Origin of the sequence: Alkaliphilus pronyensis, assembly GCF_009017275.1 — a bacterium.
Taxonomy (GTDB): Bacteria; Bacillota; Clostridia; order Peptostreptococcales; family Natronincolaceae; genus Alkaliphilus_C; species Alkaliphilus_C pronyensis.
The window spans coordinates 81,649-95,392 of the sequence record NZ_WBZC01000023.1 but is presented as its reverse complement, the minus strand read 5'-3'; the positions used below and the strand labels follow the sequence as shown (position 1 = coordinate 95,392).

Annotated in this window: 16 protein-coding genes and 1 tRNA gene; all 17 read left to right on the top strand. The window is 32.5% G+C overall.

The features are described 5' to 3' along the window. Positions 1–348 precede the first annotated feature (348 nt). Positions 349–1,827 carry a stage IV sporulation protein A gene (gene spoIVA / locus F8154_RS07500; protein WP_151860997.1) on the top strand — a complete coding sequence of 493 codons (1,479 nt, stop codon included), beginning with the start codon at positions 349–351 and terminating at the stop codon, positions 1,825–1,827. A gap of 144 nt (positions 1,828–1,971) precedes the next feature. Then, a tRNA-Pro gene (locus F8154_RS07495) sits at positions 1,972–2,048 on the top strand. 147 nt (positions 2,049–2,195) lie between these two features. After that, positions 2,196–2,351, top strand: a complete 156-nt coding sequence (locus F8154_RS15060) for a hypothetical protein (RefSeq protein WP_192930196.1) — start codon at positions 2,196–2,198, stop codon at positions 2,349–2,351. 93 nt (positions 2,352–2,444) lie between these two features. After that, positions 2,445–2,831: a hypothetical protein gene (locus F8154_RS07490; protein ID WP_151860996.1), complete on the top strand. Its 387-nt coding sequence runs from the start codon at positions 2,445–2,447 to the stop codon at positions 2,829–2,831. Between the two features lie 173 nt (positions 2,832–3,004). Continuing rightward, the gene (locus F8154_RS07485; RefSeq protein ID WP_151860995.1) at positions 3,005–4,279 is read left to right on the top strand and encodes an HlyD family efflux transporter periplasmic adaptor subunit; all 1,275 of its coding nucleotides are present in this window, start codon (positions 3,005–3,007) and stop codon (positions 4,277–4,279) included. Between the two features lie 11 nt (positions 4,280–4,290). After that, positions 4,291–4,962 carry a YggS family pyridoxal phosphate-dependent enzyme gene (locus F8154_RS07480; RefSeq protein WP_207706857.1) on the top strand — a complete coding sequence of 224 codons (672 nt, stop codon included), beginning with the start codon at positions 4,291–4,293 and terminating at the stop codon, positions 4,960–4,962. A 26-nt stretch (positions 4,963–4,988) separates the two neighbouring features. Continuing rightward, positions 4,989–5,429 carry a cell division protein SepF gene (locus F8154_RS07475; RefSeq protein WP_151860993.1) on the top strand — a complete coding sequence of 147 codons (441 nt, stop codon included), beginning with the start codon at positions 4,989–4,991 and terminating at the stop codon, positions 5,427–5,429. Between the two features lie 18 nt (positions 5,430–5,447). Further along, on the top strand, positions 5,448–5,723 hold the full coding sequence (locus tag F8154_RS07470) for a YggT family protein (RefSeq protein ID WP_151860992.1): 276 nt from the start codon (positions 5,448–5,450) through the stop codon (positions 5,721–5,723). A gap of 13 nt (positions 5,724–5,736) precedes the next feature. Continuing rightward, the gene (locus tag F8154_RS07465) at positions 5,737–6,537 is read left to right on the top strand and encodes a YlmH family RNA-binding protein (protein WP_151860991.1); all 801 of its coding nucleotides are present in this window, start codon (positions 5,737–5,739) and stop codon (positions 6,535–6,537) included. Between the two features lie 15 nt (positions 6,538–6,552). After that, positions 6,553–7,014, top strand: a complete 462-nt coding sequence (locus F8154_RS07460; RefSeq protein WP_151860990.1) for a DivIVA domain-containing protein — start codon at positions 6,553–6,555, stop codon at positions 7,012–7,014. Positions 7,015–7,094: 80 nt separating this feature from the next. Then, positions 7,095–7,796, top strand: a complete 702-nt coding sequence (locus tag F8154_RS07455) for a 5'-methylthioadenosine/adenosylhomocysteine nucleosidase (protein ID WP_151860989.1) — start codon at positions 7,095–7,097, stop codon at positions 7,794–7,796. Positions 7,797–7,807: 11 nt separating this feature from the next. Further along, positions 7,808–8,620 carry a 3-deoxy-7-phosphoheptulonate synthase gene (gene aroF, locus F8154_RS07450; protein WP_151860988.1) on the top strand — a complete coding sequence of 271 codons (813 nt, stop codon included), beginning with the start codon at positions 7,808–7,810 and terminating at the stop codon, positions 8,618–8,620. A gap of 326 nt (positions 8,621–8,946) precedes the next feature. Beyond that, entirely contained in the window at positions 8,947–9,228 is a 282-nt protein-coding gene (locus tag F8154_RS07445) for a DUF5665 domain-containing protein (protein ID WP_151860987.1), read from the top strand. Between the two features lie 13 nt (positions 9,229–9,241). Beyond that, entirely contained in the window at positions 9,242–9,922 is a 681-nt protein-coding gene (locus F8154_RS07440; protein ID WP_151860986.1) for a TraR/DksA C4-type zinc finger protein, read from the top strand. A 93-nt stretch (positions 9,923–10,015) separates the two neighbouring features. After that, positions 10,016–10,465, top strand: coding sequence for a signal peptidase II (lspA, locus tag F8154_RS07435; RefSeq protein WP_151860985.1), 450 nt, complete (start codon positions 10,016–10,018; stop codon positions 10,463–10,465). A gap of 3 nt (positions 10,466–10,468) precedes the next feature. After that, the gene (locus F8154_RS07430; protein ID WP_151860984.1) at positions 10,469–11,377 is read left to right on the top strand and encodes an RluA family pseudouridine synthase; all 909 of its coding nucleotides are present in this window, start codon (positions 10,469–10,471) and stop codon (positions 11,375–11,377) included. A gap of 326 nt (positions 11,378–11,703) precedes the next feature. Continuing rightward, on the top strand, positions 11,704–13,677 hold the full coding sequence (locus F8154_RS07425; protein ID WP_151860983.1) for a methyl-accepting chemotaxis protein: 1,974 nt from the start codon (positions 11,704–11,706) through the stop codon (positions 13,675–13,677). The last annotated feature ends 67 nt before the right edge of the window (positions 13,678–13,744 follow it).

The window sequence follows — 13,744 nt, the reverse complement described above, 5'->3', positions numbered from 1 at the left end:
TGAATGTTGAACCATAAAAGCAAGTAATAAGTAATATGGAATAAGTAATAAGGAAAATCAAAAAAGCAAAACCCATAAAGATAAAAGAAAAAAACCACTAAAGAATCAAGAATAAATCAATAACACAAATAAAAATTTAAACATTAAATCTCAATCTAATGATTGAGATTTTTGCATTTAAAAGATAAAGACAAAGTTATAGGAATAATTTCTGATAAATAAAAATATAAAGTATTAAGCAGTTTTAGGGGGAGTGATTTGTCATAATGTATACCTATAATCAATATATTTATAATGTTAGACATGTATTATTTATTACATATTCAAAGCTAAAAGGAGGGAAATAAAATGGAAAACTATGACATTTATAGGGATATAGCCCAAAGGACACAGGGAGATATTTATATAGGGGTAGTAGGGCCTGTTAGAACTGGAAAGTCAACGCTTATTAAGCGGGTGATGGATTTATTTGTTCTACCCAATATAGAAAATAATTATAAAAAAGAACGTGCTAAGGATGAATTACCCCAAAGTGGAACAGGAAAGACAATAACTACAACTGAACCTAAGTTTGTTCCTAATGAGGCTGTTGAACTAATACTAAAGGAAAACGCATCCTTTAGAATGAGGATGATAGATTGCGTAGGATATTTAGTAAAAGGGGCAATTGGACATCAAGAGGATGGAAGGCCCAGATTGGTTAATACTCCTTGGTTTGAAAAGCAAATACCCTTTGAAGAGGCGGCTGAAATAGGTACCAGAAAGGTTATACAGGAACACTCAACAATTGGATTGGTAGTTACAACTGATGGGTCAATTACTGACATTGACAGGGATAGCTATATTGAAGCAGAAGAGAGGGTTATAAGGGAGTTAAAAGAAATTAAAAAGCCCTTTGTAATGATACTTAATACTAAAACACCAACAGCTGAAGCAACCTATGAACTAAGAAACAGCCTAGAGGAAAAATATCAAGTTCCTGTATTAATTAAGGACTGTGCTAAGCTAGATATGGATGGAATTCATCAAATACTAGAGCAAATACTTTTTGAGTTTCCAATAACTGAAGTAAGCATTAATCTTCCAGGGTGGTTAGAAACTATAGAATCTACCCACTGGTTAAAGGCATCAATATACAATGAGATTAAAGAGGCTGCAAAGGAAATGAAAAGATTAAGAGATGTAGACAACATGGTTTTAAGACTTAAGGATATAGAGAATATCAAAAAGGTTGCCATTGATAATATAAGAATGGGTGAAGGCTACGCTTTAATTGATTTAACAACCTCAGAACATCTTTTCTATAAAGTATTAGAGGAGAAAACTGGCTATACAATAGAAGGTGATCATCAGTTAATAGGCTTAGTTATAGAACTTGCTAGAGCTAAACGGGAATACAATAAGGTTGAGAAGGCCCTACAGGATGTAATGAATATTGGCTACGGCTTAGTTCCACCTGCATTAGATGAGCTAACTCTTGAAGAGCCAGAAATTTTTAGACAGGGAAATCAATTTGGAGTGAAGCTTAGGGCTAATGCACCGTCTCTTCATTTTATTAGGGCAGATATTGCGACAGAGGTTTCACCAATAGTAGGTACAGAAAAGCAAAGTGAAGAACTGGTTAAATTCCTTCTAGAAGAGTTTGAGCAAAATCCCGAAACACTATGGGACACAAATATGTTTGGCAAAACCCTTCACGATTTAGTAAAGGAGCAGCTTCAAAACAAATTATATATGATGCCAGAAGACACAAGGATAAAATTACAGAAGACATTACAAAAAATTATTAATGATGGTAGTGGTGGGTTAATTGCTATCATATTATAATTAAACTTGTGTATACTATATCATAGAAGCTATTGGGGTATAATTTTATACCCCAATTTTAATAAAAAATCTTGACAAATATGCAGTTTACTCATACAATGTTATTTGTAGCATTAATAACAGATTTTAATAGTATTATTGATTCGGGGCGTAGTTCAGCTTGGTAGAACGCATGACTGGGGGTCATGAGGCCGCAGGTTCAAGTCCTGTCGCTCCGACCAAATATAATTTTAGAATATTAACTACCTAATTGCACATTAGGTGGTTTTTTTATTGCATATGTCCACTACTTTGACAAGGCAAGAATAAACCTTGTACATTTATAATATAATACTATATATCTATAATACCTCAAAAGGGAGATATCCATGAAAGCATTTAAAAAGCATAATAAAGAGCTGGCTTTGCTGTCACAAGCATTAGATTTTTACTATTTACTAGATGTTTTAAAATCTGTAGTGGTATTTTCATTGTTTACAGGATGTCTGTTTGGTCTAGTAACTCTTTTAGTAGAATTATATTAAAGTACAGTAGCTACTTTTCAAATGAAAAATATGATATAATAAGCCTGTGCTCAGTTAATCAAAATAAAACATCGTTAGTAAGGATGTGATTTTGTGATAATTGATAGTTTTCTATTTATAGCCTATACCTTGTTTGCTTTGTTTTCCCTTGGATATACCTTTACCGTAATAAAAGAAAAATACTATCTGAGTAATCAAATAATATATTTAGACTATAAGAATTTAGATCCTAAAGATCTTGAACGAATAGATGTAAAACACTTTATGCTAGGAACCATTGAGATTATGGCAGGAGACGAGGTTAAGGTTTTGCTGGAAAATTCAGCATCAATTAAAGGAACAGTATTAGGTGTTATTAAAAAAGAAAACTGCATATCTATTATTACTAGCTCTGAAGGTATTAGAAATTTAAAGGTACATTCAATAAAGAAATTAAAGATAATTAGTAGGTATGGTAAGTTTTTTAATAGATTTTTATAAGCCCCATTTTGGGGAAGATGCCCCCTTTGTGGGGCTTTGTTTACGTAGTTTTAAGTGCACAACCCCTAAGAAGTGGGAGTATTAGTAACAAAGCTAAGATAAAAAATAATTGATGAAGGATTTTTTTTACAAATGAAGAATTATAATTATGAACAAACTAGGCAGGTGAAAGCATGCTAAAAAAGAAGAGAAAAACCAATAGATATTTATTAAAATTAATAATAGCAGCAGTAATTTTTCTCTATTTCCTATCAAGATTTTATCCTATAATTGGTTCCTCAAGTCAGCAGACAGTTATAGTAGAATATGGTAAAATAGAAGAGGCTGTATCTGTTAAAGGCTATATTGCCCGTGAAGAAAAAATACATACAAGCTTAGGTGAAGGAGAAATAAGATACTTTGTTACAGAAGGTGAAAAGGTTGCTATGGGTCAAAAACTGGCAGAAGTTTATCTGCAGGGTTTAGATGAAAAAACTATTGAAGAATTGGATATAATTAACTTAAGGATAGAAAACATTAAAAATAAGCAAGGGGAAGGGTCAATTTTTAATAAAGATATAGAAAATATTGATAATGAGATTTCTAAAATTGTTAAACAGCTACAAAAAGAAATAAATGATGGTGAATATAGTAATGTTTCTAAATATGAAAGTAATTTAGCAGAGCTGGCGGAAAAGAAAAGCATTATAACTGGAGAAGAAAGCTTTTCTGGAAAAAATCTTAATCAGCTTTTAGAAGAGAGAAGGCTTTTAGAGGAAAAAATTAAGACTAATCTTCAGATTATCAACAGCTGTGCTGCAGGCTTAGTGGCATTTGAAAGTGACGGACTAGAGGATATTATAACCCTTAGCTCCATAGAAAGCATTACAACGTCAGATCTTGATATTTTTAAGGATTTTGAAGAAAATACTAATTCTAAAGAGATAACTATGGGTACCCCAGTTATAAGAATAGTTACAAACCATCAATGGAGCATATTTTTTCCAATAGATAAGAAGCAATTACAAACCTTAAAAGAAGGACAAGCCTATAGAATAAGAAAATCTGGAGAAGAGAGATTATATAAAGCAGTTTTGAGAAAGATTATTGAAGAGGATGATTCAGGTATTGCAATATTTAATTTATCAGAAGCTATAGAGGGCTACTTGAATAATAGAGTTATGGACATAGACTTAGTTAGTAAGTATTATGAAGGAGTAATTATACCTAACTCAGCGATTATAGAAAATGATGGTAAAAGGGGTGTTTATAGGATTGATGTTAATGGATTTTTAAGATTTGTACCAATTAAAGCCATAGGACAAAATCAAGAGTTTACAGTTGTTCATAATGGTTACTTTGAGGAAGTAAACGAAGAAAGCAAAACTATAAGAATAAATACCATAAACATGTATGATGAAATACTTTTAAATGGCAGTAAGGGTATAAATGGGCAAAGAATAAAGTAGAGGAGGTTATCATCTTGAGTATTGGTTTAAATATTGAAAAAATCAATAAAGCTATAGAATCATCTGCCTCTAACTTTTCTAGAAATGTAACTTTAGTTGCAGTTACAAAAACAGTTTCTGTTGATAAAATAAAAGAGGCTATTGACTTAGGAGTTACTGATGTTGGAGAAAATCGTGTACAAGAATTAGTTAAAAAATATGAATTAATAGGTAACAAGGTGAAATGGCATTTAATTGGTCACCTTCAAAGAAATAAGGTTAAATATATAGTTGATAAGGTTGATTTAATTCACTCCTTAGATTCATATGAATTAGCTTTAGAAATTGAAAAGAGGGCTTCAAAAATAAAAAGGGAAATAAGCTGTTTAGTCGAAGTAAATATATCAGGTGAAGAATCAAAATATGGACTTAATCCATCAGAGGTTAAGCCACTGCTGGAAAAGTTAGATACCCTTAGCTTTGTTAAGGTAGAAGGACTAATGACTATGGCACCCTATGTAGAAAATCCAGAGGAAGTTAGAAAATATTTTAGGGCCTTAAGGCAGCTGTCTGAGGATATAAAGCAATTAGCCTTTAATAATGTAAGTATGAAATATTTATCAATGGGAATGTCAAATGATTATGAGGTTGCGTTGGAGGAAGGTGCTAATATAGTTCGTGTTGGTAGTGCTATTTTCTCATAATATTAATTTAGAGGAGGTTTCTAGTTATGTCAGGTAAATTAATGGATAAGGTTAAGTATTTTATTGGATTAGATGCTTTTGAAGAGGATGATGAGCTTAATGGAGAGGTAGAAATTGAACAGGAAGAGCTTCATGCAATAAATGCTAATAAGAAAAATAAAGTGGTAAATATCCATTCAAAAACACAAATGAAGGTAGTAATTTACGAGCCCACCAGCTTTGATGAGGCACCAAGTATAGTTGATAATTTAAAAAGTAGAAAGCCAGTAATTATTAACTTAGAGAACATTGAATCAGAGCTGGCAAAAAAGTTTTTTGATTTTTTAAATGGAGCTATTTATGCCTTAGATGGTAATATACAGAAGGTTTCACATGGAATTTTTATACTTGCACCAAACAATGTTGATATTGCTGGAAATATTAAGGATGAATTGAAAAACAAAGGTGTTTTCCCGTGGCAGAAATAATTACAGAGGAGTGATAGCTTGTTTACACGGATAGATATTATTAATGCTCTATATTACTTAATAAGAATTATAAACCTATTGATTTTAGTAAGGGTTCTAATGACTTGGATTAATCCAAGCCCTAGGAATCCTATAGTACAGTTTATTTTAAGTGTAACAGAACCTATACTATCACCAATTAGACATTTAATATATAATGTTTTTGGTTATAATGGAATGATAGATTTTTCGCCAATACTAGCAATATTTCTATTAAATTTCCTTTTTGATTTTGTAATATTAAGGTTATTATAAGGTTGTGTGATATTTGATAGACAAGCTAAAGCATACAAATCATATTAATGACATAGAATTGCAGCAATTGGCAATAAAGATATTAGATCAAGCAAATATTGTGCTAAGAAAACATCAGGTTAGAGCTACGGATTTTTTGACTCCCTATTATGGAGAAGCTATTGCAAAAATATTAAAATCCATCCAAGATATTAATATAATACATAGCGGTGGCTATGCTAGTGCCGAAAGAAAGATGATTACAATCTTTCCTGATTATTTAATGGAGGACACAATTACAGTACCTATTGCTTTTTTAGAGATTACTGCAAATGTGCAATTTAATAAATTAACCCATCGAGACTATCTAGGTGCCCTGTTGGGCTTAGGTATTAAACGGGAAAAACTAGGTGATATACTTATACATAACGAAAATCAAAAGCAGGTGGCTCAAATTATTGTTTCAGAAGATTTAAAGGATTATCTACTGTATAACTTGTGTCAGGTTGGTACTAGCAATGTTACAATTAATGAAATACCCAGCAATAAAATAATAGCGCCTGAGTTAGACTATAAGGAGTATGGAGCAAATGTTTCATCTTTAAGGCTAGATGCAGTAGTTTCTGCAGCTTATAATGTTACAAGGTCAGTAGCTCAGGAACTAATAAATAAAGAACTAGTAAGGGTAAATTGGGAGCCCATAAAAAAGTGTGATTATGAACTTAATTGTAATGCTGTGCTATCCATAAAAGGAAAAGGAAGAGTATACATTACTGAAATTCTTGGCAAGACTAGATCCAACAGAATTAAGCTTCAATTTAAAAAACCATTATAATAAGGAGGTATAGCGATGATAACCCCTTTAGACATTCAAAACAAAGAGTTTAAAAAAGGTATAAGAGGCTACAAAGAAAATGAAGTAGATGAGTTTTTGGATCAGCTAATGATAGACTATGAGAAGCTATATAAAGAAAATAGTGAACTAAAGGAGAATTTAGAGAAGATAAGTCAGCAAATAGATCAGTATAAGAATATTGAAGAAACCTTAAAAAACACTCTTGTAGTTGCCCAAAACACAGCTGAAGAGGTAAGGGCAAATGCCCTAAAGAAATCAGAGCTTATTATTCAAGAAGCAGAAAATAGAGCAAAAGAAATTATAGCAAATGCCAATAAGGAGACAGAGGTTATTAGAGGACATTATAATGAGGTTAAAAAGCAGATGCATATATTTAAGACTAGGTATAAAACCCTACTTCAAGCACAATTAGATACAGTACTAAAGGATGAAATGTTCTTAGATAATAACAAGTAAATAAATAATCTTGTCACATAGCTTTAACTGCTAAGCACACATTAAATAATTGAAAAATGGTGCTGTAGAGGAGGAAAAATATGAAAGTAATTGGTATTATTGGTCCTATGGAGGAAGAAATTCAAATACTAAAAGAAGAAATGACAATTCATGAGATAAAAAACATTGCTAATATGGAGTTTTATATTGGCTGTTTAGAAAATCAAGCTATAGTATTAGTAAGATGTGGTATAGGAAAGGTTAATGCTGCAATATGTACTCAAATACTAATTAGTGAATTTAAAGTTACAGCTGTTATTAATACTGGAGTAGCTGGTGCAATTCATCAAGACCTAAATATTTTAGATGTGGTTATCTCAACGGATGTTCTACAGCATGACTTTGACGTTACTGGCTTTGGACACCCATTAGGTGTAATACCAAGAATGGAAACTTCAATATTCTCAGCCTCAGAAGAACTACTAAACAAAGCCTATTATGCATCAGAAAAGGTATTAAATAACAGCAAGGTAATTAAAGGAAGAATAGTTTCTGGCGATGTATTTGTTAGTAGTCCTCAATTAAAGGATAAGCTGTGGAATAGTTTTAAGGGATATTGCACAGAGATGGAGGGTGCTGCTATTGGGCATACAGCCTACGTTAATAATATACCTTTTGTAATTATTAGAGCAATGTCTGATAAGGCTGATGGTTCTGCCCATGAAAACTTTAATGAATTTGTTAATGAAGCTGCAAATAATTCAAAGGAAATTGTTAAGAATATGCTAAAACAGATTAGTTAAGAGGAGTAATAATGGAACTAAAGATAATAAACAAAAAACACAGTAATGATGTAAAAAAAATTAAAGTAAAAAATGTAGTAATTGGTGGAAATAAGCTAGTGATTTTAGCTGGGCCATGTGCTGTTGAAAACCAAAAACAAATTATGGAATCAGCCGAGGCTGTTAAAGCATATGGAGGTAATATATTAAGAGGTGGTGCCTTTAAGCCTAGAACTTCTCCCTATTCCTTCCAAGGTCTTGGTGAAGAAGGACTTAAGCTTTTAAAGGAGGCTGGAGAAGCTTATGATTTACCTATTGTATCGGAGGTTATGGATACAAGGGAAGTAGAAATGGTATGTAAATATGTTGATATTATTCAGGTAGGCTCAAGAAATATGCAAAACTTTAGCTTATTAAGGGAAGTTGGTAAAGTAAAAAAACCTATTTTACTAAAAAGGGGAATGGCTGCATCCCTTGAAGATTGGCTTAATGCAGCAGAGTATGTTGCTGCTGAAGGTAATGAAGATATTATTTTATGTGAAAGAGGCATTAGAACCTTTGACTCCTTCACAAGAAATACCTTAGATTTGTCAATAGTACCAATAGTAAAAGAGCTTACTTCTCTACCAATTATAGTTGATCCAAGTCATGGAACAGGTGTAAGGAAGCTTGTTACACCAATGTCATTGGCTTCAATTGCTGCTGGTGCCCACGGAGTGATGGTGGAAATACATCCAAGACCAAAAGAAGCACTATCAGATGGTAAACAATCCTTAGATTTTACTGAATTTAAAAACCTAATGGAGAAGGCTATTGGGCTAAATGACTTTTTAAGCGAAAACTAACTATATAATAATATTTAAAAACTAATTAATTAAAAATAATAAGAGGATTTAGCTAATGCTAGGTCTGAGATTGTAGGCAAAGCCTTGAAAATGGTAGACTGATCAAAAAGTCTTAGTTTCGAGGCGCAAAAAATCCTAGCGATTGCAGCGTATACAATAATACGTAAAAGTGCTAGGATTTTGAAGTAACAAAGAAAATAGGGCTTTTTCATCAGTCTGGGATTTAGCTAATGCTAAGTCTTTTTTTGTATCCAAAAAATGATTATGTCTATATGTATTTAGAAATAAAGAAACTGGGAAAAATAGATTTAGAGTGGAGGATTATTATGCAGCAAAACAAAAAAGATAAAAAAAATAGCATTGCTATTGAAAAGCTATCAAGAAAAATGGATAATATGAGGATTGCAGAATATGTAATGCTTATGAACCAACCAGGTAGATTATTGCTTATGAACTTCATTTTGGGACTAATTAGAGGCTTCGGTATGGGGATAGGTTTTACAATATTAGTTGGTCTCTTAATTTATATGATGAGAGGATGGGTAAACCTACCCTTAATAGGAAAGCTAATAGCTGATTTATTGGATATTATAGATAATTATAGATGAGGAGGAGTAAATTTTGAATAAAGAAAAACTAAGCCATTTTAAGAAAAGACTACTAGAAGAACGGGCCGACACATTAAAAACACTTCAGCAAATGGAGGACCATAATGGGAAAAATGCTTCCATGAAGGAATATACAGAAGAGCTTTCAGCCTATGATAATCATCCTGCTGACTTAGGCACAGAAATGTTTATGGCAGAAATGCAAGGGAACTTAGAAAACCATGAGAGATATCATTTAACAGAAATAGATAGAGCCTTAAATAAGATTGAAGAAGGTACCTATGGTGATTGTAATATATGTGGTAAAGCTATTCCAGAAGAAAGGCTGGAAATATTACCAGAGGCAAATATATGTATGGACTGTGGAAAGAATAAGCTACCAATTGAATCAATGCAGGGGGATAGAGGACGACCAGTAGAAGAAAAATTACTAAAGCATTCTTTTAGTAGAAGGAATATGGATGGTAGGGATTACACTGGATTTGATGGAGAGGATACCTATCAGGCAGTGGCAAAGTTCAATGAGGTTAAAAATGATCCATCCTTTTCTACTATGGATAATTATATGGTTTTTGATGATGATACGCCAGGAGCCCTTCAAGAGGTTGAAAAGGTTACAAATGAACAGTATGAAGAGCAATTACCCGATAATGACCTAGAAAGAAGCTTAAGCCATAGGAAAAGACATACCTAATAGCAGAAGAATTAAAAAAGGTACTTTCAGTATCTTTTTTACTTTAATAATGATATAATCAGTAAAGAAAAAAAGAAGGGGGTTAACTATTAAATGATTTATTTATTAATTCTATTAGTAATAGCTGTAGATCAAGCTACAAAATATTGGGCTATAAACACCCTACAATATATAGGTGAAATACCAATTATACAGAACATATTTCACTTAACCTTTGTGAGAAACTTTGGTGCTGCCTTTGGGATATTTCCTAATCAAAAGCTTTTTTTTATTATAACTAAGTCCATTGCAATTATAGGTTTTAGCTTATTTTTATATAAAAACAGAAAAATACATAAAGCACTAAAGGTAGGTATTTTATTTATTATATCGGGAGCTGCTGGAAACCTAATAGATAGAATAAGATTTGGCTTTGTTATAGATTTTTTTGATTTTAGAGTTTGGCCAGTATTTAACATTGCAGATATGTCAGTAGTGGTAGGAGCTATGTTAGTTTCTTATGTAATTCTACGCTATGATTCTATTACACCAAAGGAGCTGTAAAAGTTGGATATAGAAAGAATTTCTGTATTAGAGGAAGATGAAGGAACAAGATTAGATATTCTATTATCAGATGAGATTCCAGACCTTAGTAGAAGCTATATTCAAAGGCTAATAAAAGATCAAATGGTTACAGTAAATGGTTCGTTAGAAAAAAGCAAATATCCAGTTAAAACTGGTGATTTAATAGAGTTGAAAATACCAGAACCTAAGACATTATCAGTTGAGCCACAAAATATTCCCCTAGAGATCGTGTTTGAAGATGAAGATTTACTAGTAGTTAATAAGCCACAGGATATGGTAGTTCATCCTGCTCCAGGGAATTACCAAAACACCTTAGTAAATGCCTTATTATATCATTGTAAGGGCAGATTATCATCAATTAATGGTATAATACGGCCTGGCATCGTTCACAGAATAGATAAGGATACATCTGGGCTACTGGTGGTAGCAAAAAATGACTTTGTACACCGTTCATTAGCACAGCAACTAAAGGAACATACAATAACAAGGAAGTATCATGCTATTACCTTAGGTAACATTAAGGAAAATAAGGCAACAATAGAGGCACCTATAGGAAGAAACCCAAATGATAGGTTGAAAATGGCTGTTGTAAATGGTGGCAAAGAGGCAATAACTCATGTTAAGGTACTTGAAAGATTTAAAGATTTTACCTACATAGAAGCACAGCTTCAAACCGGTAGAACCCACCAAATAAGAGTACATCTTTCCTTCATAAAGCATCCACTGTTAGGAGATGACACCTATGGAGGAAAAACAAAAAAATTTAATTTAAAGGGACAGGTATTACATGCAAAGGTGCTTGGATTTAATCACCCAACATCAGGAGAATATATGGAGTTTCAATCATCCCTACCAATATACTTTGATAAGCTATTAACAATACTAAAGTGAAACGTAGGGACGGTTCTTTTGTTTCGTTTTAACATTTATTCATTTTTAACTTAACAAGTTTGGAATAGAGAACACAAGGGGAAAGACCCTTGTGTTCTTTTAATATATTCATTGATTTACACATGACTGAAATTACATGGAAGCTCTATAATCAGCTACCTATAGTTTGAAAGTATCTTATTATAGAGATTATCCTCAAAACTGCTTGTTGCTTATATAGTTAACACTATCTTTACTTCAGTATGTAGGATTTAGCTTTTAAAACTAGGTATAATTCAAGTAATGCTCCTCTTAGTTAATTTATCACAATAGAAAGGAAGTGTCGTATGAAGTTAAAACATAAGGCAATGACATTAGTGGGCGTTCTAGTTGCCATCACTATTGGAATAATTACCATTATTTCAATTTTCGATGCAAGGTCTAATGAAATTCAAAACAATGAGAGATATGTAAACAGTGAACTAAAAGTTGCTGCCAGTACTGTTAATGATTTCTTGAATGAAAGTATCAAAATTACTGAAGATTTAGAGCGAGTCACACGAATGGCAATAATAAATGATACCTTTGATATTGATACCTTTAATGCCCTTTTAAAAGAGACTTTAATAGAGCATGAAAGAATTTATGGTATTTGGATGCGTCTTGAAGATTCAAAGTATGTAGAACCAGAAAATATATATACTACTTCAGGTGCTTATAATCCTTATTTTTATCGAGAAGGTGATCAAATTCAATATACTGGTTTAAAAGAAGCTTGTTGGTTGGAAAATGAGGTTGATGGTGCTTTCTATTATAACGCATATAACAGTGGTAAAATATTTGTATACGAACCAATTGTTTGGGAAATCGATGGTGAAGATGTAGAAATGATTACCATAGCCTATCCGATTATAGTCAATGGAAAAACTGAAGGCGCAGTAGCCATTGATATGACAATTGATTATATAAATGAATATATTGGGAATTTGACAATTTATGATTCAGGTAAGTTCCACTTGGTTTATGATGGTAACTTTGAATCAAATGATTTTGTTGATTATGAAAGTATAGACCTAGCATATGAAATTGGAAACCCCTCTGATTGGAAAATCTATGTAAACATACCCAAAAAGGAAATGCTTGATTTTACATCTGAACTCATAAAGCTTTCTACTATAGGTGTTGTAGGCATAATCCTTGCCGTAATTCTTATTGGTATTATTTTAAACAGTATTTTAACACCAGTTACCTACATGACAAACACACTAGAAAAAATTGCAGATTATAATCTAAAAACTGACATTACTGATAAGGCATTGAAATATGGAAAAAGAAAAGATGAAATCGGTGCTATGACACGCTCCATTCATAAGCTAGAAAGGAATTTTAAAGACTTAATTCAAAGTATTCTGGATAAAGCACAACATTTAGCATCTAGTTCAGAAGAACTTACTGCTACTACAAATACCTCAGTTCAGTCAGCTGAGGAGGTGGCAAAAGCTATTGATCAAATTGCTAAAGGTGCAATTAGTCAAGCGGAGGATACTGAAAAAGGTGCAGAAAACGCAAGTGCTATGGGAGAACTTGTAAATACCGATAAGCTTCATCGTGAAGCACTCAATGATTCAACAAGAAAAATTGATATTCTTAAAGAAGAAGGTCTTGATGTTTTGGGGGACTTAGTAGAAAAGACTCAAGTTACAAACATTGCCATTAATGAAATTATGGATGTTATTGAAAAAACCAGCGGCAGTGCTAGTGCAATAGAGACAAAGAGTATGAATATTAAAAGCATCGCTGAGCAAACTAACCTGCTTGCATTAAACGCTTCAATAGAAGCAGCAAGAGCTGGAGAAGTAGGAAGAGGATTTGCAGATGTAGCTGAAGAAATCAGAAAGCTAGCAGAAGAATCCAACGCTTTTACAAATGAAATCGATATAATTATACAGGAACTTACGGAAAGAACCACGTTAGCTGTTAGTAAAATGAAAGATGTTACTAGAGTAGTTAATGATCAAACTCATGGTGTAAAGATCACTAATGAAAAGTTTGATGGCATTGCAAAAGCCATAAAAACTACTATAGATGTTTTAGAAGCCCTCAACTCATCTGGTCACTTAATGGAAAATAAGAAAAATGAAATAATAGGAATCCTTGAAAACCTTTCAGCAATTTCAGAAGAAAATGCTGCGGGTACTGAAGAAGCATCTGCGTCTGTACTAGAACAAACCCGGTCTATGGAAGAAATTTCATCTGCTAGTGAAGTATTAGCTGAATTAGCAGAGGAAATGCAAGAAGAAATAAGTAAGTTTAACATCTAATAGTTACTTATGTATTTAAGGAGAACGAAGCAAAGGGGGGACTGTCCCCTTGTGTTTTAGCAAGGGG

Excerpts from the sequence above, each read along its gene's own strand:
- F8154_RS07455 (WP_151860989.1), top strand. The coding sequence starts at position 7,095 with ATGAAAGTAATTGGTATTATTGGTCCTATGGAGGAAGAAATTCAAATA.
- aroF (WP_151860988.1), top strand. The coding sequence starts at position 7,808 with ATGGAACTAAAGATAATAAACAAAAAACACAGTAATGATGTAAAAAAA.
- F8154_RS15060 (WP_192930196.1), top strand. The coding sequence starts at position 2,196 with ATGAAAGCATTTAAAAAGCATAATAAAGAGCTGGCTTTGCTGTCACAA.
- F8154_RS07425 (WP_151860983.1), top strand. The coding sequence starts at position 11,704 with ATGAAGTTAAAACATAAGGCAATGACATTAGTGGGCGTTCTAGTTGCC.
- F8154_RS07485 (WP_151860995.1), top strand. The coding sequence starts at position 3,005 with ATGCTAAAAAAGAAGAGAAAAACCAATAGATATTTATTAAAATTAATA.
- F8154_RS07445 (WP_151860987.1), top strand. The coding sequence starts at position 8,947 with ATGCAGCAAAACAAAAAAGATAAAAAAAATAGCATTGCTATTGAAAAG.
- lspA (WP_151860985.1), top strand. The coding sequence starts at position 10,016 with ATGATTTATTTATTAATTCTATTAGTAATAGCTGTAGATCAAGCTACA.
- F8154_RS07475 (WP_151860993.1), top strand. The coding sequence starts at position 4,989 with ATGTCAGGTAAATTAATGGATAAGGTTAAGTATTTTATTGGATTAGAT.
- F8154_RS07460 (WP_151860990.1), top strand. The coding sequence starts at position 6,553 with ATGATAACCCCTTTAGACATTCAAAACAAAGAGTTTAAAAAAGGTATA.
- spoIVA (WP_151860997.1), top strand. The coding sequence starts at position 349 with ATGGAAAACTATGACATTTATAGGGATATAGCCCAAAGGACACAGGGA.